17 protein-coding genes and 2 pseudogenes are annotated in these 23,683 nt (G+C 62.2%); 6 read left to right on the top strand and 13 right to left on the bottom strand.

The annotated features are described in order from the left end of the window. The first annotated feature begins 67 nt into the window (after window positions 1-67). Together WJU21_RS19210 and WJU21_RS19205 are read left to right on the top strand one after the other, a co-directional pair. Window positions 68-322: a hypothetical protein gene (locus WJU21_RS19210; protein WP_346325084.1), complete on the top strand. Its 255-nt coding sequence runs from the start codon at window positions 68-70 to the stop codon at window positions 320-322. A 260-nt stretch (window positions 323-582) separates the two neighbouring features. Continuing rightward, the gene (locus tag WJU21_RS19205; RefSeq protein ID WP_346325083.1) at window positions 583-2,208 is read left to right on the top strand and encodes a TadE/TadG family type IV pilus assembly protein; all 1,626 of its coding nucleotides are present in this window, start codon (window positions 583-585) and stop codon (window positions 2,206-2,208) included. A 53-nt stretch (window positions 2,209-2,261) separates the two neighbouring features. Here the strand turns inward: WJU21_RS19205 and WJU21_RS19200 are convergent. Together WJU21_RS19200 and WJU21_RS19195 are read right to left on the bottom strand one after the other, a co-directional pair. Further along, window positions 2,262-2,602 (bottom strand): annotated as a pseudogene (locus tag WJU21_RS19200) (transposase); the annotation flags it as partial. Between the two features lie 103 nt (window positions 2,603-2,705). Next, window positions 2,706-4,112: an O-antigen ligase family protein gene (locus WJU21_RS19195; RefSeq protein ID WP_346325082.1), complete on the bottom strand. Its 1,407-nt coding sequence runs from the start codon at window positions 4,110-4,112 to the stop codon at window positions 2,706-2,708. A gap of 319 nt (window positions 4,113-4,431) precedes the next feature. Between WJU21_RS19195 and WJU21_RS19190 the strand changes: the two genes are divergently transcribed. The 4 genes from WJU21_RS19190 (at window position 4,432) to wecC (ending at window position 8,318) form a co-directional block, all read left to right on the top strand. Then, entirely contained in the window at window positions 4,432-5,475 is a 1,044-nt protein-coding gene (locus WJU21_RS19190; RefSeq protein ID WP_346325081.1) for an MraY family glycosyltransferase, read from the top strand. A 90-nt stretch (window positions 5,476-5,565) separates the two neighbouring features. Then, a complete protein-coding gene (locus WJU21_RS19185; RefSeq protein ID WP_346325080.1) occupies window positions 5,566-5,778 on the top strand; it encodes a hypothetical protein in 213 nt (70 codons plus the stop codon). Between the two features lie 113 nt (window positions 5,779-5,891). Further along, on the top strand, window positions 5,892-7,061 hold the full coding sequence (gene wecB, locus WJU21_RS19180) for a UDP-N-acetylglucosamine 2-epimerase (non-hydrolyzing) (protein WP_346325079.1): 1,170 nt from the start codon (window positions 5,892-5,894) through the stop codon (window positions 7,059-7,061). A gap of 9 nt (window positions 7,062-7,070) precedes the next feature. Further along, on the top strand, window positions 7,071-8,318 hold the full coding sequence (gene wecC / locus WJU21_RS19175; protein WP_346325078.1) for a UDP-N-acetyl-D-mannosamine dehydrogenase: 1,248 nt from the start codon (window positions 7,071-7,073) through the stop codon (window positions 8,316-8,318). Window positions 8,319-8,497: 179 nt separating this feature from the next. Here wecC and WJU21_RS19170 read toward each other — a convergent pair whose 3' ends face one another. The 11 genes and pseudogenes from WJU21_RS19170 to WJU21_RS19120 all read right to left on the bottom strand — a co-directional run bounded on the left by WJU21_RS19170 (window position 8,498) and on the right by WJU21_RS19120 (window position 23,672). Next, window positions 8,498-9,826 carry a glycosyltransferase family 4 protein gene (locus WJU21_RS19170; protein WP_346325077.1) on the bottom strand — a complete coding sequence of 443 codons (1,329 nt, stop codon included), beginning with the start codon at window positions 9,824-9,826 and terminating at the stop codon, window positions 8,498-8,500. Between the two features lie 404 nt (window positions 9,827-10,230). Further along, window positions 10,231-11,260: pseudogene (gene rfbB / locus WJU21_RS19165) on the bottom strand (dTDP-glucose 4,6-dehydratase). Window positions 11,261-11,601: 341 nt separating this feature from the next. Then, on the bottom strand, window positions 11,602-12,111 hold the full coding sequence (locus WJU21_RS19160) for a transcriptional activator RfaH (RefSeq protein WP_346325076.1): 510 nt from the start codon (window positions 12,109-12,111) through the stop codon (window positions 11,602-11,604). Beyond that, window positions 12,108-12,713, bottom strand: a complete 606-nt coding sequence (locus WJU21_RS19155) for a hypothetical protein (protein WP_346325075.1) — start codon at window positions 12,711-12,713, stop codon at window positions 12,108-12,110. Before WJU21_RS19155 ends, WJU21_RS19160 begins: the two co-directional genes overlap by 4 nt. Before the next feature lie 85 nt (window positions 12,714-12,798). Then, entirely contained in the window at window positions 12,799-15,045 is a 2,247-nt protein-coding gene (locus tag WJU21_RS19150; RefSeq protein WP_346325074.1) for a polysaccharide biosynthesis tyrosine autokinase, read from the bottom strand. Window positions 15,046-15,119: 74 nt separating this feature from the next. Beyond that, window positions 15,120-15,674, bottom strand: coding sequence for a polysaccharide biosynthesis/export family protein (locus tag WJU21_RS19145; RefSeq protein ID WP_346325073.1), 555 nt, complete (start codon window positions 15,672-15,674; stop codon window positions 15,120-15,122). 37 nt (window positions 15,675-15,711) lie between these two features. Further along, window positions 15,712-16,926 carry an outer membrane beta-barrel protein gene (locus tag WJU21_RS19140; RefSeq protein ID WP_346325090.1) on the bottom strand — a complete coding sequence of 405 codons (1,215 nt, stop codon included), beginning with the start codon at window positions 16,924-16,926 and terminating at the stop codon, window positions 15,712-15,714. Window positions 16,927-17,022: 96 nt separating this feature from the next. Further along, window positions 17,023-17,457, bottom strand: coding sequence for a hypothetical protein (locus WJU21_RS19135; RefSeq protein WP_346325072.1), 435 nt, complete (start codon window positions 17,455-17,457; stop codon window positions 17,023-17,025). 1,131 nt (window positions 17,458-18,588) lie between these two features. After that, a complete protein-coding gene (locus WJU21_RS19130) occupies window positions 18,589-20,238 on the bottom strand; it encodes an alginate lyase family protein (protein ID WP_346325071.1) in 1,650 nt (549 codons plus the stop codon). 78 nt (window positions 20,239-20,316) lie between these two features. Then, window positions 20,317-22,470 carry a bi-domain-containing oxidoreductase gene (locus tag WJU21_RS19125; RefSeq protein ID WP_346325070.1) on the bottom strand — a complete coding sequence of 718 codons (2,154 nt, stop codon included), beginning with the start codon at window positions 22,468-22,470 and terminating at the stop codon, window positions 20,317-20,319. Continuing rightward, on the bottom strand, window positions 22,467-23,672 hold the full coding sequence (locus WJU21_RS19120; protein ID WP_346325069.1) for a glycosyltransferase family 4 protein: 1,206 nt from the start codon (window positions 23,670-23,672) through the stop codon (window positions 22,467-22,469). Before WJU21_RS19120 ends, WJU21_RS19125 begins: the two co-directional genes overlap by 4 nt. Window positions 23,673-23,683: the final 11 nt, after the last annotated feature.

Below are 23,683 nucleotides of genomic sequence, written 5' to 3'. Positions count from 1 at the left end.
ATTTGCCGCTGCAACGAACGTCGCAATTCGTCCCGGCGGATCGAGATTCAGTGCCAAATCGGACGGCTTGCGGGAGACGATCAAGACATGCGGTGGGGCGATCCCGGACGGTCGCAACCGCTACCTGGCGCGCATCAAGGCGGGTGTCGATGCGCCGTCGCTTCAAGGCTACGGCGGCACCGATCCGATCCACTACGTCATCAGCCCAGACCTGTATCCGCGACACCTGACGGACAGTCAGCGGACAATGGTGGCGGCAGTTCTGGCCGACCTGAAACAGGGCTGTCCGGAAAATTCGCCAATTGGCGAGGTTATTTCATAGATGGACGCGGCGGGAACTGCTGAACGTCAGCAAGCGCACCGCTGAGCGCGCCGCCGAAGTCCACGAGCACGGCGCGCTCAACGGATCGACGCCGTGAACGCCGGGCAAGTGTCCGCGCCCACTGCAGCTGACGTCGCACGTCCCAAGTGAGAATCAAGCATAGATCGTTACGCTCAGGCCGGAAGCCCTCGTGGGGAAGCAATGAAAGCCCACCACCGAGCATCTTATAATATATTATAATTATAATGCATTTTATGAAAATGAATATATTTGACATTACAGACCTATATTTGCAATACGTGCCCTTGTTAGACATCAATATGACTTATTTACGACATAAATACGAGGACAAGAAGGTTAGATGTGCCGCTGGCGTGATGGTTGCGGGTGTTGGTGCTGATTACCGCGTTACCGCGCGGAGTCCCGCGCCCTTGCGCAACCGCGATAGTGGAGAACATCAACGCGGTCTGGGGATACGGCCCTTGTGTGCGGATCGTTCAATTCGATCAACATGGATACAGACGAAACGCACGGCTCCGGGAGTAACGACAGTGATCGGTAACCGTCTGAAGATGGACACAATGACAATGATACTTGGTAGCCTCCCGGCGATGCTTCGCGATCGCCGTGGCAATATCGCCATCATCGTGGCGCTCTGCTTACCGATCCTGCTGTCCACCATGGCGCTCGGATTCGAGGTCGGCCAATGGCACATGACCAAGTGGGCGATGCAGAATACAGCGGATTCCGCCGTGCTCGCCGCTGCGACCAACGGCGGCGCCAATTACGACACCGAGGCCAAGGCGGTGGCGGCGCAGTATGGCTTCACCCACGGCGCCAATAACGTCACGGTGACGGCGACAAACACGGCCACCTGCCCATCGGGCGGAAATACCTGCTACAAGGTGACCATCACCAAGCCGCAGGAGCTGTATCTCAGCCAGATGGTCGGCTTTCAGGGAAGCACAGCGATCAACGGCCAGCGCATGCAGAACCTGGCCAGTTCCGCCACCGCGAGACAAGCCTTCGCGCCACGCGAATACTGCATTCTGGCCCTTGCCTCCAGCGGCGCCACGAACGGCATCCGAACCAATGGCGCGCCAAAGGCCAGTTTGCCGGGATGCGACATCATGTCGAACACCAACGCCACCTGCAACGGGAGCGACCTTACAGTCGACATCGGCGATGCGGCCGGCACGAACAGTGGCTGCGGCACCGAGCAGAACTCTCACATGCCGGTAGTGTCCGACCCATTCGCCGCCCTCGCCACCAATATCCCGTCAGACCCGTGCGGGGCATCTTATCCCCAGAAACCGTCATTGCCGTCCTCCAACCAATGGACCGGCAGCAAGAACCTCAGCGGCGATGTCATCATCTGCGGCGACCTGCAGTTGACCGGCAATGTCACCATCGACGCGCCCGACGGTGCGGTGCTGGTCATTTTCAACGGCCAACTCGACACCCAGAGCTACACCTTGCGGTCAACTAACGGCTCTGCATTGACAATCGTGTTCGCGGGCGACAATGGCGTCTACACCCATGCACCCACCGGCAACGGCATGCTGGACTTCGCTGCGCCCACCACGGGCGTATGGAAGGGGGTGGCGATCTACCAGGCACCGAACCTGACCACCGGCGTGGATGTCGCCGAGGCCGGCAACTCTCCGGCCTGGAAAGTCACCGGCATGGTCTACATGCCACGCTCCAGCGTCACCCTGAAGGGCATCGTCAACAAGGCGAGCTATGGCTATTCCTGTTTCGGCCTGATTGTCGACAACCTCACATTCTCCGGAACCAATGCCATTTTGGCCCAAGGCGAATGCGATATGGCGGGCCTTGACCTACCCTACAACTCGGTTGCCGACCGTGGCCAGCTGGTTGACTGAGCCTCGTGCCGGTAAAGCACTGGATGGAGGTACTTGGGCCGGCCCACAGACCCTGGCGAGGTCTCCCGGCTTTCTGTCTGGCGCGCCACCATGACCAGGAAATGATTGATGCGCTGCCACGGCCCGTTGTCACACCACTGGTAGAAACACCCACTGGACGGTCGAGGCCGGCGGAAACAGGCCAAGCCGCGGCGTCCACCAGGGCAGCCGCGGTGCAGCGCAGCGGGTGGAGCAACCGGTCCAGGATCAGGCACAACGGCCATTTGCGCGGCCGCCCAACTGGCGACGCCGCCGGCGGATACGGTTCGACAACCGACCATTCGGCGTCGGTCAGATCGCCTGGCAACCGCTTGCCGCTTCGCGCATGCTGCGCCCGGGTAATATCAGTCCGCATGCGCCAACTCCGTCGTTTCTCGCAAATTCGACAGAATCACAACCGACTGATATCACTCAACTTAATTTGGGTCAGATACTAACGGGTCGCTGCCAATACAACGTCACACCAGATCCTTACTCATTGCTGGCCAGTGCCGGGCGCTGATCGACTGCGCAAAGCCGAGCCCAAGCACGAACGCAAACAGCGCCGCGAGAGCCGGGATTTGAAGCGGAAAATCGACCAGAGAGTGTAGGATAAGCATGATGGAGGCAGCGACGGCGATTGCCGGAATATGCTGGTCCTGACGTCTTGACGCCGCGCCGCGCCAGCACCCGACAACCGGGATCAGGATGGCGGCAAAGAGCGCCAGCGCCGCCGGTATGCCAAGTTCAAGGATATTTTCCAGCACCGTGCTGTGGGCCGCGTTCACCACTCGCCGCAGATCCGAGTGGTCATACATCCGGTAGAGCGACTGGAAACTGCCCAGCCCATATCCCAGCCAGGGGGACGCAGCGATCGCCTCCATTGAATTTCGATAAATCTCGAGGCGCTGGTCCGACCTGAGGCTCGCCTGTTCAAGTCGGTCCGACAACCGGATCAAACTCGGGGCGAAGGCGCCGACGATCGCCGTCAGGGCGACCGCGCTGCCAGCGAACAGCCAGCTTACCTTCGGCCGGCTCCTGCGCAGAAGCGCCGCGATCAGGACAATCAGACCGACGCCGATCGCCGCTATGCCGGCTCGGGACAAGCTCAGCAGCGCGGCAACCGCAAGAATTGGGCAGGCTGCCACCACATACCACCGGCGTACGAACACGACTTCGAGAAAGCGACGCAGCTTTTCCCGCGGTTGTGTTTCGGGGCGCCACAACCCCCGCGTGTCCCCGACCAGGACGCCAATGCCGCATAGTAATCCAATACCGGCGTAACTCGCCAGATGATTGGGATTCACGAAGGGAATGGCGAGACGGGCGCCCACCTGCAATTGCCGTTGCATAAACTCCCGGTCAAACCAGAGAAAGCCGTCCCAGCCGATCAGCCACGGCACGATCCCAAGCGCCGCGACGATGGATGACGTCATCGCCACTCCACACATGCCCAAGTGCGCCAGACGGCGGTCCCGGCCATACTGGAACGCCAGCCAGAAGATGATCGCGTAGCTCGCCAGCCGCAGCAACGTGGACACGGCGGCCTGGGGATTGATCGCGATCCGCCCCGCGACGGGGACCGACAGCGTCTCGGCTGCGATGGCCCAGATAGGGTGATGCCATGCGGCCGGCGTCGCCGTGCTGACCTGGATCAAACCCCACAGGCCGGCAATCAGAAATCCGACGACACTCCATTTGACGCGACCAAGTCCGTGCGGGGTTGGACTGCCGGCAACGGCTGTGGTCACGCCCCAGGCGATCAACAGCAGGCCCGCCGCGATAACCATGAGCGACCATGCCCAAGCCTGCACGGATCCGAAAGGAAGCGGCAGCCAACAGACCATAAGCAATAGGGCCCAGAAGATAATATCGGTGCGTCGCAATGATCTTTCCCGTTTTGCCGTCGACGCCGCCCTATCGCGAAAATTTCCCTAGGGCCCGTATCCGAAATCAGCAGGATTCGAGAGACGGCTCGATCCGCAGTGTAGGGCCTCGGACGCGATCAGCACCAGCGAGAACGGAGGCCCTTTCACTTCCACGGCCGTCCCTAGCTTCGGCGCAACGCCATGCGAGAGCCATGGGTTCGGGCACCCTAATTGCCTAGGAAAACCCACCCATATTGGGTACTATCGTGTTCGCTATTTGGGGACATGGATTCGTCGGCCGAAAAACCTGCGGGCGTGGGGAAATGGATATTGGGATATGCCTGTTGATGATCACGTAGTCCTTTGGGCCATCCCTTTGGTTTCTCTCCTCGGTGGTGTTCTGATTGGGATTTTTTTTGGCCTCAAGGCTTCAACGATTGGCGGCCGACTGGGGATCATCGACCGCCCGGACGGCAATCGCAAGATTCATGGTTCGCCGACCCCGCTTGTCGGGGGCGTTGCGTTGTTCGTATCCCTTGCCTTCGGCATGGTGGTCGATCTGTTCGCCGACCACGAGATCATCCAGCCAAGGCTATGGATCTTCCTGGTCTGCGCCATATTCTTCGGGCTCGGCTTTCTCGATGACCGGAGCCATTTGAACCCATGGGGGCGGCTGTGGGTTGGGCTGCTTACGTTGGCTGCGGCGACGGGCATTGACCCGGCGCTCAGGATTAGCACCCTGAACTTCTCCGACCTCCTCGTCACATTGCAGCTCGGCCTTCTGTCGGTCCCGTTCACCATCTTCACCCTGCTTTGCCTGAAGCATGCATCCAACATGGCCGACGGCATGAACGGCCTCTTCCTTGGGATGTCCGTGATATGGATTGTATTGCTGCTCCCCTGGTTCAACAGGGACACGCTGGCTCTGATGCTGCCGGTGATCGGCACCTTGGGCGTCATGCTCTTGTTCAATTTGCGGGGCAGGCTGTTCACCGGTGACTCCGGCGTCTACATGCTGACAGCGCTGATCGGATTCGCGGCAGTTCAGGCGTACACTGACGCCGCAGGACAATTGGACGCTGCCTATTTCGCCAGCGTGTTCCTGATCCCGGTCATCGACATGGGTCGGGTGATGTTGACCCGCAAGGCGAACGGGAAGGCCCTGTTCACGCCGGACAGAAACCACCTTCATCACTGGCTGTACGCCATGTCCGGCAACCACGGCATCGCGGTGGCATCTTACTGGGGCCTCTGTGCTCTCCCCGCTCTGCACCTGGCCATCGGATTGCCGACGACCATCGTGGTCTTGCTGCAGTTGGGGCTGTACACCGGCGCGCTGGCTTGGCGCCGGATGCTCCAGTCCCGGTATTCGGATCTGTGAGAGTGAGCGGCCAGGATGCCGGAGCCTATCCGGCGCGGCCGCCCGAAACGCAGGGTTGCGGAAGTTGACGAGCCAACAAGGATTTCAACCATGTCACTGGATTTGACGAGGCCGCTGCGAACGGCGGGGGCCAAACTTCCTGTCCGCGTAATCTGCGCCGACGCCAGATTGCCGGGCGGAACTTCGATCGTGGCGTTGATCGAGATCATGCCTGGGATCGAGAGTTTGGCTACATATGATGCGGCTGGGAAATATGCCGACGAAGACGCCCACGGCTTTGATTTGGAGAACGGCACTGCCTAGAGCCATATCCAGTGATCGCTCCCAGCCCTCCCGCTTTTCCCGTCCGTCCCGCCAGGAAGTGCGCACTCGACGGACACTTGATGGCGGATCAGGTCTCGTTGAACTAGACGCCGATGGATAAACTCCGCCGCATTCTGACGGTGTTCGGGACTCGCCCGGAGGCGATCAAGATGGCGCCGGTCGTGACGGCGCTGGAAGCGAGCCCGGTGCTCGACGCCCGCGTCTGCGTCACCTCCCAGCATCGCCAGATGCTCGACCAGGTGCTGGAGCTGTTCGCCATCCGGCCCGACTGGGATCTCGACATCATGAAGGCCGGGCAGAGCCTGAACGACATCACAGCGGGCGTGCTCGCGGGCATGGAGGGCGTGTTCGACGACTGGCGGCCCGACCGCGTCCTGGTCCACGGCGACACCACCACGACCTTCGCTGCCTCGCTGGCCGCCTATTACCGTAAAATTCCGGTCGGGCATGTTGAGGCCGGGCTACGCACCGGCAACCGCTACAGCCCGTGGCCCGAGGAGATGAACCGGCGGCTGACCGGCGCGCTGGCCGACCTGCATTTCGCGCCGACGTCGCGGGCGCGCGACAATCTGCTGGCCGAGAACGTTCCCGCCGACAGCGTCTACGTCACCGGCAATACCGTGATCGACGCGCTCGCCATGACCCGAGACCGGCTGCTGGCCGACGACGCGCTGGTGCGCCGTTACGACGACCGGTTCGCCTTCCTCGGTCCGAAGCGGCTGGTCCTGGTCACCGGCCACCGCCGCGAGAGCTTCGGCGACGGGCTGCGCCAGATGTGCCTGGCGCTGGCCGACCTGGCCGCGCGCGGCGACGTCACGGTGCTTTATCCGGTGCATCTCAACCCCAACGTGAAGGGGCCGGTGCACGAACTCCTCGGCGGGCTGCCCGACATCCACCTGACCGAGCCGGAGGACTATCTGCCGTTCGTCTACCTGATGAACCGCGGCACGCTGATCATCACGGACTCGGGCGGCATCCAGGAGGAGGCGCCGTCGCTGGGCAAGCCCGTGCTGGTCACCCGAGACACCACCGAACGGCCCGAAGCCGTCGAGGCGGGCACGGTCATCATGACCGGCACCGACCGCGCGAGGATCGTCGCGGAAGCCTCGCGGCTGCTCGACGACGCCAGCCATTACGACCGCATGAGCCACGCGCACAATCCCTACGGCGACGGGCATGCGGCGCGGCGCATCGTGAGTTACCTTGAGGCGCTGGCGGGGCAGGGCGAGCGGCCAGCGCCGTGGATCGACAAGGCGGCGTAGGGGAGCGGGATGGCGCGTTTCGACAAGACCATATGCGTTCTGGGGCTGGGCTATATCGGCCTGCCCACGGCAAGCCTGCTGGCGACGCGCGGCTACAAGGTGCTGGGCGTCGACGTCGACAACCGGGTGGTCGGCGCGGTGCAGGCCGGCAACCTCCACTTCCACGAGCCGGACCTGGACATCCTGGTCGCCTCGGCCGTCGGCAGCGGCCAGCTCACGGCGTCCTACAAGCCGGCGCCCGCCGACATCTTCATCATCGCCGTGCCGACGCCGTTCGCCGAAGGCCATGTACCCGACATGTCCCATGTGGAGGCCGCGACCCGCGCGCTGGCGCCGCATCTACGCCCCGGCAACCTGGTGATCCTTGAATCGACCAGCCCTGTCGGCGCCACCGAGCGGATCGCCGGATGGATCGCGCAGGAGCGGCCCGACCTGGGGCCCGACATCACCGAGGGCGGCGACCGCATCTTCCTGGTGCATTCGCCCGAGCGCGTGCTGCCGGGCAAGGTGCTGCAGGAGCTGGTGATCAACGACCGCATCGTCGGCGGCATCGACACCGCCTCGGCCGAGGTGGGCGCCGCGTTCTACCGCACCTTCACCACCGGCACCGTGTTCACCACCAAGGCCCGCACCGCCGAGCTGTCCAAGCTGGCGGAAAACGCGTTCCGCGACGTCAACATCGCCTATGCCAACGAGCTGTCGCTGATCTGCGACCGGCTGGGCGTCAATGTCTGGGAGCTGATCCAGCTCGCCAACCGGCATCCCCGGGTCAACATCCTGCAGCCCGGTCCGGGCGTGGGAGGCCACTGCATCGCCGTGGACCCATGGTTCATCGTCCATTCGGCGCCCGAGCAGAGCCGGCTGATCCAGACCGCGCGCGAGGTCAATGACGGCAAGCCGCGCTGGGTGATCGAGCAGGTGAAGTACGCCGCCGATCGCTTCAAGGATCCTGTGGTCGCGTGCCTGGGCCTCGCGTTCAAGGCCAATATCGACGACCTGCGCGAAAGCCCGGCGCTGGCCATCACCGAGGCGCTGGCGCGTGGCACGGCGGCGACGATCCTGGCGGTCGAGCCCTATGTTGACGACTGCCCGCCGACGTTGAAGGGCCTGCCCAATGTGGAGTTCGTCGGCGTCGACGAGGCGCTCAGGCGTGCCGACATCGTGCTGCTGCTGGTCGACCACGACCGCTTCAGGCTGATCGAGCGCGAGCAGCTTGCCCGCAAAGTGCTGATCGACACCCGCGGCCTGTTCCGGTGAAAAGCCGGCTATCCGGTGCGGCTGAGAGCGGCACGGCAAAGAGCGCAGTCCTGCGGCAGTGCCAAGATCACCTTCAAGAATCGATAGCTACTCGCCCAACATCACACAGGCACAAAAAAAGCGGCTCTCGAGCCGCGAAACAGTGACCCCTGCGTGCGGGCCAGCGCATTCCAACGCCGTTACATAACTGGTTTACGCCCTCGAATATGAACGACCCCCTCAGCCAGCGGAGCCGGCGTGCTTTCCAATGGAAATGCGATCCGCTCCAGAAGCGCAGTATACTGAATCGCCAAGGTCTCGCGAGAGTAGCTGAAGGCAGCGTTGCGGCAATTCTCACGAAATCCCCGCAAACGATCGGGATCGACGGAAAGGCCGGCGATGGCGTCGGCCATCGACTTCGGATCCTCCGGAGAAATGCACAGGCCCGTAGCCGTGCGCTGGACAATTCCCGTGGCCTCTCCATCCGGAACGCTCATTAATAGAGGCACCCCCATCCCCATGCATTCGAAGATCTTTGACGGAATGACGGTGGCAAAGACCGGCGTATCGCGCAGCGGTACGATCGAAAGATCGACGAGGCTCCACAGCGCGGGCATCGCTTCTTTGGGCTGCCGCGGGACAAGCCGAACATTGGATAGCCGCAATCGTTCAACGGCGGTTTCCAGGTTCGCCCGCTCCGCGCCTGCACCGACAAACAGGAACACGATGTCTTCACGATCACGAAGATGAACCGCCGCCTCTACGACCTTGTCGAGCGCATGGGCCATGCCGTGGGTGCCAATATACGCGGCAACGAACTTGCCTGACAGGCCCCACGACTCTTCCAGAACCGGATCGCGCGGCCTGGGCAGATACCGCTCGAGATCGACGCCGTTGACGACGACATGAATTTTATCCCGGGCGATTCCCCGCGCCACAAGATCGTCACGAAACGACTCCGTCACCGCGACGATCGCGGCGCTGGAGCGGTAGAGGGAAAGCTCCAGCTTTTCCAGCGCCCTCAGAATAACTCCATTCCTCAACGCTCCGACCGCGTGAATCGACGCGGGCCAAAGATCCCGAAGTTCGAAGATGAAGGGGACGCCGTGACGGCGAGACACAAACCAGCCGGCAATCGCGCAGAAAAACTGCGGTGAGGTCGCCACGACCAGATCCGGCTTTTTCTCGAACAGCGCGAAGAACCCTGCCGACAGCATGAAACTGAGATAGTCGAGAGTCCGCCGCACTAGACCCTCATTGGGGGTTATATATGTCTTCACGCGAACGATCCGAATGCCATTGATCGTTTCCACATGTCGCCAGCGATTGCGGTATCCCGGATAGAGACGGCCTTCGGGAAAGTTGGGCGCACCGGTAACCACAGTCACCTCGTGCCCTGCCTTCACCCAATGCATGGCATGTTCATGGAGGCGGGCGGCGGGAGCATTGCCTTCGGGGACGAAGTTGTCCGACAAGAACAGGATTTTCAGAGGCCGGCCGGTTGAATGTGGTACGTAGCCATACTGCATGGAAAAATCCCCCACCTAGATCAATCGAAGGGCCAAATTGCGTATCTGTTGTCAGTCACGTCGAATACGGGACCGAATGCCGGACTGGTAGCGACTAGCGCCGACAAGCCCACTTCAGATGCATGTCGCATTGTCCATCCATCATGGGAACGACAAGCGATCGAGACGGCAGCACCCTGCCGAATTCGAGGCTCCAGCGGCCAACCCTTACAGCAACGGCGGGCGTCCCTATCGCATGAAGTCCGACATCGTCGCATTTCAGCAGGACACTGCCGGCGCCGGCTTGCGGCACGATGGCCGTGCAGACGACGCACTTCGTGAATAAAGCCACCTGTGTCACAATGCGCGCCTCCGTGACAGGCTCGTCGTCACCCGCGCTCGCGCGCACCATACTGCCGGTCAATTCATTCCCGATACGTGCCTCTGAACTTGCGCGACCCACTCTGGATGATCCAGGTACCAGCGAACCGTCTTCCTCAGGCCGGTTTCCAGAGTTTCCAGGGGCCGCCAGCCAAGCTCGCGCTCGATACGCTGGGCGTCGATGGCAGAGCGCCGGTCGTGTCCCGGCCGGTCATGCACGAAGGTGATCAGCCGTTCATGCGACCCGCCAGGATCGGGATGCAATTCATCAAGCATGCGGCAGAGAGCCTCAACGATCTCGAGATTGGTCCGCTCGGTCCAGCCGCCGATGTTGTACGTCTCCCCGACTTGCCCAGCCTCCAGAACGCGCCGAAGGGCGGCGCAATGGTCGCGGACATAGAGCCAGTCGCGGACATTGAGGCCGTCGCCATAAAGCGGCAGCGGCCTGCCCGCCAGGGCATTAAGCAGGGTCAGCGGGATGAGTTTCTCGGGAAACTGCAACGGCCCATAGTTATTCGAGCAGTTGGTCGTCAGCATCGGCAGCCCGTAGGTCTGGAACCATGCCCGAACTAGATGGTTGCTGGCCGCCTTGCTCGCGGCATAGGCACCGTTCGGCCGAAATGTCGTGCCTTCCGTGAAGGGTGGATCGTCCGACTCCAACGTGCCGTACACTTCATCTGTAGAGACGTGCAGGAAGCGAAACGCAGCCTTCTCATCGGTTGGCAGGCCGTCCCAAAACTTCTGCGCCGCCTGCAGCAGGCAGGATGTCCCCTCAATGTTGGTGCGCAGGAAGGCCTCCGGTCCGAGAATCGACCGGTCCACATGGCTTTCCGCAGCCAGGTGCACGACAGCGCGGGGCCGGTAGGTGGCCAATAACTGCCCAACCAGAGCAGCATCGCAGATGTCGCCGTAAACGAATACATGCCGGGCATCACACTGCACCGCCGCAAGGCTTCCCAAGTTTCCCGAATAGGTGAGCGCATCAAGATTAACGACCGGCTCGTCGCTGTGCGCCAGCCAGTGCAGGACAAAATTCGCACCGATGAACCCGGCGCCGCCCGTGACCAGAATCATGTCAGCCGCACGCCTTCCAGCGTGCTGTCATGCCGATGATGCCTCCGCCTGTGAAAAGAGAAATTGCAGATGCCAGCCTCCTATAAAGCGAATTCAACTGCTCGCCGCAGCAAAATATGACCAAACTACTGATTATCGATACGACCATATAAACCCCACGAAGCACGACTCTTGATCACAAATCATGTCAGTTGGCCTCAGCAACGCTACCGCACTCAGGGTGAAACCATCACCCAGTTCATCCTCATGAAGTCATCAACCCTATCGGCCCTCGAAACGGCCCGCAATTCTTGAGGGCGTCATCATCATGAACATTTGCACACTGGCGAGTGCACTTATCATCACGTCGCCTGCCCCATCACGTCGATATCCTGGATCGCCGTCTCCACCGTCACCTCGCGGTTCATCAGGTGAAGCAGCACCTTTGCCCTATGGTTGGCACTCAGGCTCACCACGCGGCCGATGAAATCAGCGAACGGCCCGGTGCGCAGCTTGACTTCCTGTCCCGGTGCCAGATCCGCCAGGGCATCGCCGGTGGCGGTCGCCATCAGTTCGTCGATCAGGTGGTGGTGCAGGGGAACCGGGCCGGCGGCGTCGGTCAGCAGGCGCACCACGCCGCGCGTGCCATTGATGCTGCGCCACGGCTGGTCGCCGGTGTCGATGGACACGAACAGATAACCGGGAAACAGCGGTTCCTTCACCGTATAGAACTTGCGGGCATGGCGCCGGGTGCAGCGGATGCGCGGGCAGAAGGTGGTGAAGTTCTGGTTCGTAAGATTGGCGAGCGCTAGCGCTTCCTTGCGCGGCAATGTCTGAGCCACGTACCAGCGGGCCTGTCCGTTCGCCGTCACGACAACCTCCCGCCGAGATAAGGCTCGATCCCCTCTTCCTCGCGAAGCGCCATCAACGCCAATTCCAGCAAACCGTTGGCGTCGGCGAGCGCCAGGATGCCCCTGCGTTCCATGGTCCCGCCGTCCCGCCAGGCGTGCCGCATGACATCCAGCAGCATCGACTTCGCGCTTCCCGGCAGGGACGACCACAGCCTGAATCCCACCTGCAGCACGCCAGGGCGTAGGCCCGGCGTGTCGGCGCCCGTCAGCAGCGCCGTCGAAAAATCGCTGGCCGCGCGTGCTCGGGCCTGGTGGCCAGAGGACGCCAGCCCCAGCCCGGCAAGGCGCAGCCAGTCGTGCGGGCTCGCCGGCGCCGCCAGCAGCGCCGCGCGCGTCTGCTCCATGCTTTCCAGATAATACCGCGCCGGCTCGGCTCGCCGCGGCGCCAGGGCCGCGAGGGCGCTCGCCAGTTCCCGGCGGTGGTCGACGTCATCATGCCAGGCCAGCGCGCGCGCGCGGCTCGCGGCAAGGCGCACCAGTTCCTCTTCGGAGAGGTTCTGCCGGGCGCGCAATGCGTGGGCGACGGCATCGCCCGGCGCGGCGGCGATGGCGGCCAATCCCATGGGCAGGCCGGCGCCTAGCACCGCCGCCCCGACAGCGATTGCCATCCCGGCGCAAAGCAACCGGGCCTTGCGTCCCGCGGCGCTGCTAGTCCTGGTAATATTCGCCATATTTACCGTAATAGGGGCTGTAGGAGTCATAGCCGTAGATCAGGCCACTGCGCGGCGCCACCTGGGACAGGATGACGCCCGCGAAGTGCGCGCCGGCGTCACGCAACTGGCGCTCGGCGCCTGTCACGATATTGCGCGGCGTGCTGTTCCACTTGGCGATCAGCACCACCCGGTCGGCCGCAGCGGCGAGAAGCCGGGCTTCGCTGACAACGCCGGAAGGTGGCGTGTCGACCAGCACGTAGTCGTATCGCTGGCGCGCCCGCGCCAGGAATTCGCGCATGGCATTGGAGCCCAGCAGGTCCTGCGGACTGCGGACCGAACCGCCGCTGACAATTACGTCCAGGCCGCTTGGCGCGTGCACCTGTACCGCGCCAACGAGTTCGGGCTCGACCAGCAGCTCAACCAGCCCCGGCTTCGGCAGCAGCCCCAACCGATCATGCACACGCCCGCGGCGGAGATCGCAATCGACCAGCAGCACCTTGTGGCCCGCATGCGCCAGAAGCACGGCCAGACTGGTCGACACCGACGTCTTGCCCTCGCCGGGGACGGCCGACACGAACAGGATAACCTTCGCCTCATTGTCGATGCTGGACAGCCGGATACCGGCGTGCAGATTGCGCAGCGCCTCGGTATAGGACGAGTTTGGTTTGCGCAGCACCGTGGCGATCAGGTCGCCGTCCTGGGTCTGTGGGATGGAGCCGAGCGCCGGCAGGCCGGTGGCGGCCTCGACCTGATCGAGGCGCCGGAAGCCACGATCCAGGATACGGTCAACAAACAAACCGGCGCCCACGCCGGCGCCAACCGACGCCAGCATGGCCAGGATCAGGAACTGCCGCATGGGCGGGAAACTGGGCTGGCGCGGCACCTGGGCCCGGGAAATGATCGTCGCGTCCGCCTGCTGCAGACCTTCCGACGCCGACGTTTCCTGAAAGCGCTTCAGGAACGTATCGAACATCACGCGCTTGGCTTGGGCCTCTCGCTCCAGGGTGGCAAGTTGCGCCGATTGCTCGCTGCGCGCACCGGCCTCGCCCTGCATCGCGTTCAGTCCGGACTGCAGCGTCTGGGCCTTGGTGCGGGCCGCCGCGGCTTCACTGCGCAGGTTGCCGAGCGTCTTGTCCACCTCCTGGCGGATCTGCTCGCGCGTATCCTCGATCTGCGCGTGCAGGCTGATCATCTTGGGATGGCGCTCGCCCATTTCCTGCGACATGTCCGCGTATTGCCGGTTCAAGTCGGATTCCTGTGCCCGCAAACGCGCGATAGCGTCCGAAGTCAGGAATTTGCTGAGGGCGGCGACACCACCGGACTGGTAGAGGTCTTCCACCTGCGCCAGCTTGGCGTTCGCGGTTGCCGCATCCGTCCTCGCCAGGATGAGCTGGGCGTTCAACTGAGAGGCCTGCTCCGTCAGCAGTGAGTTGCCTCCCGTCCGTGACAGCAGCCCGCTCCGCGCCCGGAACTGCTCAAGCGCCTGTTCCGCCGCTTCGACATCCCGGCGCATGGTGCCCAGGCGCTCGTTGAGCCAGGTCGTCGCCGTTTCGGCCGCCTGAAACTTGGCCTCATACTGGCTGACCAGATACTCGCCGGCGATCGTGTTGGCCAATCTGGCGGCCAGCGCCGGATCTTCGGACTCGATGCCGATCGCGATAACCGAACTCAGGCGTTTGCGCTTGACGTCCATCATGCCGGCAATCCGGTCGATAATGCGGCCGCGCAATTCGGTGTCCCGATCCTCGGCGCTCAGGCTTTGCCTGGCCGGTGCCGAGGTTGCGGAGAATAACTCGCCCGCAAGCCTGAAATAGTACCCTGGACTGACAAACCGCCACGGACTGGGCTGGCGTTTCTCACCCACTTCCGGGTTGAAGACCGGGTTTTCCATGAGACGGAGCTTGTCGACGACGCGGCCGATCACGTCGTGCGAAGAAATCACCTCGATCTCCGTCTCCACGAACCCCTGCTCCTGGCCGGAGTCCTGAAGGACGGCTTCGATGTCAACCACGTTGCTCTTTGGCGCATCGATGCGCACGAGCGCGGCTGACTCATATCGCGGCGTTAACTGAAAGATGACGATCAGGGCCAGTGCCGTGAAAATCGCGGCAACGCCCAGCACGATCGCCCTCCGGCGCCACAGCGTGGCAAGGAAGGCGAGGACATCGACGCCGCCTTCGTCATCCCTGTCGGCCGCCTCCCGCTCGAGCAGACCGCCCTCCCGTCGCACGTCAGTGGACACAAGAGCCCCCATGGGCCATGCAGTCCGACCAGTGCACGTGAGGGAAAATCATCAAAGGGGCCATCGTGTACCGGCTAGAAAAAGCGTTCTGGAACATGGATGATGTCGCCCGGCATGACCGGGGTCTGCGGCGTCACCTTGATCTGCGCACCGGCGCCTGGCCGCTCGATATATATGCCTCCCATGCTCGCCCGCGCCGTGTAGCCACCGGCGAGCGCAACCGCGTTGACCACGAGCATTCCCGACACGAACGGATAGCTGCCGGGTTTGTCGACTTGCCCCAGAATGTAGAAAGGGCGGTAGTTCAGCACCTCGACGCTGACCGAGGGATTCTTAAGATACTCCGGCTGCAGGGCATCCTGGATGCGCATTTCAAGGTCGCGTACGCTTGCGCCGGCGGCCGGCAAATTGCCAATCAGCGGCAAGGAGATCATGCCGTCCGCCCCGATAAGGAACTGGCCCGATAGATCCGGTTGATGAAACACGGTTACCCGCACTTCGTCTCCCGAACCAAGGCGATAGGAGCCTGCCGTGCCGGCGGCGGCCACAGTCGATAGGGCGACCTGCAGCATCAGCGCCGCGCTGCACAGCAGCAAAATCCATGACAGGCGGTACTGTCTGATAGCCATCGGTACTTCGGCGGCCGTCCAAGTCGGTCTGCTCACGTCAGTACCGCGCTTCGAGCGCAATGGCGACGCGGTTGCGGGCGAAATCCCCAATCCCGGGAAAGTCCGAGTTACGCCGGTCATAGGTGTAAGCAACCTTGGCCGCCAAAAAGCGATTGAGGCCCCAGAACACGTTCACACCGCCACCATACCGTGAATCGTTCCGCGAGATGCCTTGGTAGTCATCCTGGCCAAGCAAGCCGAACACCGTGATGTCTAGGTTCTCGCGAAGCTTGTAGCCGACGGAAAGTCGCACCCGGTCGGCAAAATAGCCTGTGGCATCGAGCAGGAAGCTTTCCTGGATGGCCCGGGAAGCTTCGAGCGAGACCGTCGTCAATTCGGTGGGATGCCAGATCAGCGACGCGCCGAATGCGGCGCCATCGATCTTGATCAGCCTGGGGTCGTCCGGATTCTGCGTCATATAGCCGCCGAAGATGGCGCCTTCCAGCAGGTCGGTCAGCTCGAACTGCACGCCGGCGGTAAGCTCGTACCCTTCCGAGTCCCGGTTGATGCCCACGTCGTCGAAGGCATCATCGAAGTCGCGCCAATTGTAGGCAAATTCAGTGTAAACTTGGTAGCCAGGGGAAAACTCGAACGCGGCCTTGGCATCGGCGACGAAGATGTCGCGGTTGCGGTCGTGGTTGTTGATGATGCCGTTGACACCCGGCGTGTCCTTGAAGTCGTACCGCGCGAAGCGTCCGCCGGCCGACAAGCTGAGCCGGCCGAGGGACTGGTTGAGCTGCGCGCGGGCTTCGGTCCTGTCGTAGATGGTTGGCTTGAGACCTTCCACGGCTTCGGGATCACCGCGCTCCTGATGGTCGCGGGCCTGCTCTGCCTGCAACTCCAGCTTGGTGGCGCGGGTCAGATCGCCCTGGAAATGGGCCTGCAGGAGGTAATCCTTATAGTCCTCGGCGCCGAAGGTGTTGTGAAACCCGAACTCGCCCCCCGCGAACAGCTGCAACTTGTGGCGCGACCAGTTCGACTCGACCTGAATCTGCGGCGACACCACCAGGATTTCGTCTGAACGCTTGTCGGCGCTGTCGGCATACACATTGTCGTCGTACAAGCCGAGCACCTCAATGGAGGGGAAGGCGTAGAACGATCCCATCCTGATCCCGAGAGGGTCGTAAGGTCCGGGCTTCGCCACATAAAGATTCTTGGAGGAGTCTGCCAACTGGGCCATGGAAGTAGCTGAAAGCCCTGCCCCCACGGCCATCGCCACGCTCCAGGCCCAATAGCGCGAATGTATCGTCAAATGCCGTCCAAGCTATACGCCCGCCCCTGATAATGTAGGAAATCTGGCCCGCCCCACTCAGGGTTGAACAGGCGACAACACGTCGGCGGTATTCTCCAAGGTGCCGAAGTCACCGCCCACCAGCAACTTGTTGAAGCCACCCTGGGCATCTCCGTACCCGCCAGTCTTTTGCGAGCAAGCCCTTATCGCGTCATGCAAGCTCTCTCGCACGTCGGGATCCGGTGTCACCTTGAACAGTTCCCGCTCAATGAATCCCGCCTGCCCGTGATATTGAATGAGCACGCAGGCAATCTCATCCGCGTACGCAGGATTGTTGCCGGCGAGGGTAAATATGGCAGGATTGATTGCGTTTTCGGGTGAAGACTCCAACAGGCCGCTAAGCTCGCGCGCCACGTCTTCTGGCAATCCAGTCGCAGGTTCTGCTGCGACGGTGCCCAAACCGGGCACCATAAAGGCTGACACCAGAATGAGATTTCTGAGAATACTATTCATTATCCTGCCCCTTTTTTGCCCAAGACATCATCGGCGGATTTTGTATACCACAAATTGAGGCCCTTGTGAATCACAAAGTCGGCCAAAACATGGCGTATAGCCTCGCTTAGCGCCCTTCGCCGGGGCCTGAAACCACACCCTTGACATGGGTTTCTTGGTCAAGGCAGCGTTCCCGGCCCAAATCCCTCCATGCCCGGGCGCGCATTGACACTAGCCATCAGGCCCCGATGCCGCCAATCAAACCCCGCACATCGCCACAATTGCCGTCCACACAGCGGCGAAGCAAGTTCGTTGCGGTCTCGTTCGGGTCGCCAACCGGTGGAGGATGTGGCGTCCTGCGGGAAGTAGGCCGATTCCGCTACATAAGCGTCGTCAGCACTCTGAAGTCAGTCAGCCGATCAGCGATCGCCCGGCATCGTCGGCGCCGCATTCTTACCGGTCCTTGCTGTTCGCATGCCGGGTGCATCCGCAAGCCGGCGGAAACAATTGGCCCCTCCCTCTTTCGCGTGCTCTAGCAGGCTGCTGAAAAAGTGTCTCGCCTTGGGGATGCGGAGATGCTTCCCTATCCGGATAGGGATTGGGAGGTTGTTGGAGCGTGGTGAGGATTGTGAGGGCGGGGCGCTGTTTTCGTATGTGAGCTGCGAGGCGCGTGTGCCGGCGGGCTCCGCGGCAGGTGCGCCCCGTGAGCGTCGATGACCGCTCCACAGTCAACCGAAGGCAACTATGAGGCGTCGGCTTGGACGTAGATGACGCCATAGATAGCTTGAATGTGACGCCCTCCGCGAGGGGCTCTCTCGGAGGGCGTCGGAGGCCGAAGGTGAGGGGGGGCCCCTAACCTTCCGTCAGATAAGTGCCATATTTTTTGCGGGGAACAAACCTTTTCCCAACCATTCGTTCTGAATCGGGCATACTGGACTGCATTGTACTTTTCGCCCCCCCCCCCGCACGGAAGGAGTTGGACACCTCGAAGAACCCGATTTTGTCGCCCGCGGGATTGGATTCACAGCGAGCTGGCCAGCCGGTTCAGTGGCCTGCCCTCACCCATTCTCGGCAATGCTCGAATGTTCGGCTTGCCGGGGCGTTCACTTCATGCGGGAAATTGTCGGACAGGAACAGGATGTGCAGCGAGGGTCAGATCCAACTCAGCTCGAAGGTTGCACGGCCCTCGCGAAGGGCCACGACGATGCAATAATTTGGCTGGCTGATCCCGAACTCAGGATGCCAAGAGGTACTCTCCACCTGAGCAGGACATCCATGAGTATTCCAGTACAGCAGGCGCCCCTCGCGCGCGGTCAGCGTCCCATCGCCGGGTCCAACCTGTTGGACACGGACGTCTGGATGCAGATGGAATCGGGCTTCACCGGGAAGGGAGGAAACAGAAATGCTATCCTCGACAATCATCCGGTTCGAGGAGAGCGCCCAGCTTCGTTGATGGACCGGGCATCCAGGGAGGTGTCGGTAACCGTCATGTCCCGCATGTGCGAACAAGGCACCTGCCTTGGAACTGATGCCCGCATTCATGGGGTAGGCCCTCCGGCCGACCCTGAAGCCACTCCACACGTCGGACGAATTTCGTCCGTTCACCGTGACGGTGTTGTGGGCGGGGGTACCGCGCTGACGGAGGCGCTCTGGACCGGCTCCATAAATGGAAGTACCGGAATTGACAAAGATGCGCTGCCCTTGGAACGAAAACTCAAAACTCAGCGTGTCGGCGTGGGCGTGTCCCGGCAGATAATCCGGCCCCACACGCGCCATATCGACGATAAGAACCGCACCTCCCTGCGCAAGCCGCGCATAGCCACTGTCGGCCAGCCACATGTATTCCTGCAATTCCAACGCCGCACCGTAGCCAAGACGCCTTGCATAATCGTCCAGCTCAGCTGAAGAGGGCGCGACGCCGCAGGCTGCGTCATTGAAGAAGGCAATTTCGCCGTCGGGATGGCACATCGTATTAAGCCAGCGCCGCATGGCGGGGAGTCGGCCCTCACATTGGGCAAGGCACTGCTCGTGCACTGGTCCGAGCGCTGCGGTATAGGCCCGCATGATGTTAACAACGTCGAGGACATCCTCAATCGCCAGCGCATGGTACATCGGGCTCAGCTCGAACTGGCCGCCATCCGGCAGGATCTGTTCCGGTAACTCGTGGGCAAGGATTTTCATGCCCATATCCAGCCAGCGGTGCGCCTCTGACCCTTCGAAATACAACCCCGCAAAGACTAACGCCTTGGCATTGGCGAACAGGTGATTGGCAAGCAGGTGCCACTCCAGCCGCCGCATCAGCCAGCGCACCTGAACCGCTAGGCTCTGGATGCATTCAGTCGGCAGCGCATTGCCGGCCAGAGCCCACTTAATCCAGTTCACGATGCGTAGCGATGTGGGGTAGGGCTCCCATCCGGTACCTTCTCCCGGCGGGTTCTCCTCCACCCACGCCAGCAAAAGATCAATATGCCAAGCGATCCGCGCATCGGCATCACATGCGTTCAGGTCGTCGAAATAATGCTGGTTATAACGCCAGAGCTTATCGCATTGAGGCCCATCCCAGCCGACCTCCGGCAAGGAGGCTGTCTGGTTTAGCAGCGAGAAGGTCATCTTCCCGGACAGGCTGGGCCGCCGGCGCGCCGGTGAGCGCCAGGATTTTTCCAGCCTGCGCCGTGCTGGCGGCGGCGAAATATCTGCCGTGGGCCGCGCGAGACGAAAGCGCAGTCGTCCATAAAACTGGATGGGACGAAGATGGCGGAGCGTCTGCCAATAGCGTTCAGCTGCGGCAAATAATGGCCCCACCCGTGTCACATCATCACCGGTGTGAGTCCGAATCTCAGCCGGAGGCCAACGGATGCCAGATGAAGATACTCAGCAATTTCAACAGAGACTTAGCCGCCCCACGGCGTTGTGTCCGGCCAGTTCAATGGCCACGCGACTAACTTCAAGAATTTCGTCTATCGGGATCGGTGCCGCGCGGCCATGGGTGATGGCCTCAACAAAGGCCCGGACGCAGGCCCGGTGCCCCTTGTCCTGGGACCACAGGTTCATGGAACGGAAGCCCGGCCAACCGTGGCCGCGCAGGCGGCGGAAATTGTCCAGTTGCAGCACCCGGCCAGCGCAGAACACCTCGAGCCGTTCCTTGCCGACGCTGCGGTGGCCATTGGCGAGGTAATGGATTGTGCCAACAGATCCATCGGCAAAACTGAGTGTTATGGCGACGCTGTCGCCGACGGGGGTCCTTTTGGCGCCGTCCAGGCCGACGATGAGATGATGGCGGATCGCCGCGCTAGCAAGATGGCGCAGCAGATCGACGAAATGACACGCCTCGCCGACGATGCGGCCGCCTCCGACGGAAGGATCCTGGGTCCAGTGTTCGGCGGGAATAGCGCCGGCGTTTACTGTCATGATGAACTGCTTGGGTTCCCGCACGGTGTCGAGCAGCCGCTTCATTCGGACAATTTGCGGCGCGAACCTTCGGTTGAAGCCAACCATGAGCAGCGGCGATCCGGGCGCACGGATATAGTTGCTCTCGACGGCGGCCAGTTCTTCGAGCGTCAGGCAGAGCGGCTTTTCGACGAAGACATGCTTACCTGACTGAAGCGCGCGGGACGCAAAATCCGCGTGCGTGTCGTGACGCGTGCCGATTACGACGGTGTTGATCGCGGGGTCGGCAAGTAACGCCCCCGTATCGGTGGTTGCCTGCCGGAATCCATATTTACGGCCATGATGAACCGCCGAGACGCCGCCAGCCGACGCAAGTGTTTGGAGTGTTGCCCCGGCGTCGGCGAAGGCCGAGATAAGCACCCTGCCCCCGAAGTTGCCGGCACCGATGAAACCGGCCACCGCCGCGGCCGAGGACGCGGTCCGCCCCTGTTCGGCCGTCAGGGAGATGGTGCGCGTGACGACAGGTTCGATATCTCCGACAGCAGGATACTGCAGCACGATGCCTGTCGAAGGTTCATCGGACGCCAACAGCTCATAGGCGTGTGGCGCGTTGGCGATATCGAAGCGATGTGAAACCAGTGACGTGACGTCGAGAGCTCCCGTCGCCATCATGTCGAGCACAGCCTCGAAGTTACGCTGTTCCGTCCATCGGACGAAGCCGACTGGATAATCCTGCCCTTTTTCCTCGTACGCAGGGTCGTAGCGGCCTGGGCCGTATGAGCAGGACACCTGAAAGCTGAGTTCCTTTTCGTAGAAATCCGCCCGTGAGAGCTCCAGCCCGGTGACGCCAACCAGCACGATCCGTCCGCGCTTGCGGCACATTCGCGCCGCTTGGGCAACCGGCTCGCTGCTCGTCGTCGAGGCGGCCAGGAGCACAGCATCGACCCCGCGCCCGCGCGAAAACGCATCCGCTGCAGCGACTGGATCCTCGCCCCGAGAGAGGTCCACCACCTGGGCGCCAAACTGACGCGCCAGCGCCAGGCGCCCCGGATCGAAGTCGATGCCCAGCACGCGGCAGCCATTGGCACGCAGGAGTTGCGCCGTCAGCAGGCCGATGACGCCCAGGCCGGTGACGACCACGGCTTCGCCCAATGTCGGCGCCGCCAGCCGCACGCCCTGCAGGCCGATAGCCGCCAGAACAGCGAACGCGGCAGACTCGTCGTCCACCCCGGCCGGAATATGGGCGCACAGGTTGCGCGGCACGGCGACGATCTCCGCATGCTTGCCGTTCGACACAACATGATCGCCGATCGCAAAGCCCTCGACGCCCGGGCCGACGGCGATGACATGCCCGGCATTGCAATAGCCCAGCGGCAAGGGTTGATCGAGCTTACTGCGCACTGCCTCGATGGTGGACGCCAGACCATCGGTGCGTAACTTGTCGAGCACCTGGCGCACCTTGTCCGGCTGCTGCCTCGCCTTGTCGATCCATCCGGCCTTGCCGAACTCCACCAGCATGCGTTCGGTACCGGCGGAGAGAACCGACGCGGAGGTACGGATTAGCAACTGGCCGGCCCCCGCAAGCGGAGCAGGGACATCGACGAGATTGGTGACACCATCGGAGAGGTTCTGGAGGATTTGTTTCATGCGGCATACGCCTTGCTCGCGCTGTCCAGTAGCGCGCAGAGGCGATCCAGGTGTAAGGCCCGGTCGTGGCGCGCCCGCACATCTACGATTGCCGCCGCCGCCCAGCGTTCCAGCGTCCCACGCGCGCTGCGCAGGTTCGTGCAGCAATCGGCGAACTCCTCGACAGCCTCCACAGTCGACAGCACATAGCCGTTTTCATTGTGCAGGACCGCCTCAGCGACTGCCGGGAGCGGCGAAATAATGATGGGCCGCCCTATCGCCATGGCCTCCAGGACCACGTTGGGCAGTCCGTCGTTGAAATCGGCATCCGCCATCAGCGCAAATACATGCGCGGCGCTCAGATGATGGACCATCTGCTCGTGCGGCACCCAGCCAGTAAAACGGACCAGGGTTCCCAAATCGGAGGCCGTCACGAGTGTTTCCAGCGACCCGCGCTCGCTGCCGTCACCGATGATCATCAGTTCGAACGGAACTCCCCGGTCGCGCGCAAGGGTCGCTGCCCGGATCAGCCTGTCGATGCCCTTGGTCGGCGTGAGGCGACCCGCCGTGACAACCTTTAGAACGTTTCCAGCAGGCGGCAAAGGAAGCGCCTTGAACTGCGACAAATCGATACCGTGATAAACTAGGCTGGATTTGGCCGACGCCGTCGTCGGCAGTACGTTCATGAGATAATCCATCGATGCCGCATTGCAGAAGGTGGCGGCCTGGGCGTGTTCGAACGCTAAGGTGAAATGCCCATTGTCATGGGCCACCTCATGGGCGTGAACGCTGAAAGCAACGGGAAGCCTGGCGATCTCGCCTGCGACCATGGCCACCTCCGTCGCCCGCGGCCAGTGTGCGAAAATCAGTTCCGTGCCGACCCGGTGGGCGATGCGTTTAACCGCCGATGCACGTAGCAACCGAACCGCCGTGCTGGTGCGAAACGTGGCGGCGCTGCTGATGCCGCCATTCAAGCGCCTGACACTTGGCCGAAAGCAAGCCGCGATGGCATCGAGCGTCAACGGGACGCGGTCCAGATATATCACGTTCTCGGCGGCCGCCCGTAGGCGCGATCCCATTCGGGCGACCTGTTCGGCCGGTGGCCTGGCAAGCGAGACGACGGTGACATCGTTGCCGCGCGCTCGGACGCCCATCATCTCCTCGGCGATGAATGTTTCGGAGGGCGACGGAAAACGCGGCATCACATACAAGATATTCATCATTCTCGCCTGCT

The organism is Emcibacter sp. SYSU 3D8, from assembly GCF_039655875.1.
Taxonomy (GTDB): Bacteria; Pseudomonadota; Alphaproteobacteria; order SMXS01; family SMXS01; genus RI-34.
Note: the sequence above shows the minus strand (reverse complement) of the source record. Positions and strands in the feature narration are given on the sequence as shown.

What these genes read in the sequence shown, in the direction of transcription:
- WJU21_RS19205 (WP_346325083.1), top strand. Translation starts at nt 583, where the DNA reads ATGAATATATTTGACATTACAGACCTATATTTGCAATACGTGCCCTTG.
- WJU21_RS19190 (WP_346325081.1), top strand. Translation starts at nt 4,432, where the DNA reads ATGCCTGTTGATGATCACGTAGTCCTTTGGGCCATCCCTTTGGTTTCT.
- WJU21_RS19185 (WP_346325080.1), top strand. Translation starts at nt 5,566, where the DNA reads ATGTCACTGGATTTGACGAGGCCGCTGCGAACGGCGGGGGCCAAACTT.
- wecB (WP_346325079.1), top strand. Translation starts at nt 5,892, where the DNA reads ATGGATAAACTCCGCCGCATTCTGACGGTGTTCGGGACTCGCCCGGAG.
- wecC (WP_346325078.1), top strand. Translation starts at nt 7,071, where the DNA reads ATGGCGCGTTTCGACAAGACCATATGCGTTCTGGGGCTGGGCTATATC.
- WJU21_RS19170 (WP_346325077.1), bottom strand. Translation starts at nt 9,826, where the DNA reads ATGCAGTATGGCTACGTACCACATTCAACCGGCCGGCCTCTGAAAATC.
- WJU21_RS19155 (WP_346325075.1), bottom strand. Translation starts at nt 12,713, where the DNA reads ATGGGATTGGCCGCCATCGCCGCCGCGCCGGGCGATGCCGTCGCCCAC.
- WJU21_RS19145 (WP_346325073.1), bottom strand. Translation starts at nt 15,674, where the DNA reads ATGGCTATCAGACAGTACCGCCTGTCATGGATTTTGCTGCTGTGCAGC.
- WJU21_RS19140 (WP_346325090.1), bottom strand. Translation starts at nt 16,926, where the DNA reads ATGGCCGTGGGGGCAGGGCTTTCAGCTACTTCCATGGCCCAGTTGGCA.
- WJU21_RS19135 (WP_346325072.1), bottom strand. Translation starts at nt 17,457, where the DNA reads ATGAATAGTATTCTCAGAAATCTCATTCTGGTGTCAGCCTTTATGGTG.
- WJU21_RS19125 (WP_346325070.1), bottom strand. Translation starts at nt 22,470, where the DNA reads ATGAAACAAATCCTCCAGAACCTCTCCGATGGTGTCACCAATCTCGTC.
- WJU21_RS19120 (WP_346325069.1), bottom strand. Translation starts at nt 23,672, where the DNA reads ATGATGAATATCTTGTATGTGATGCCGCGTTTTCCGTCGCCCTCCGAA.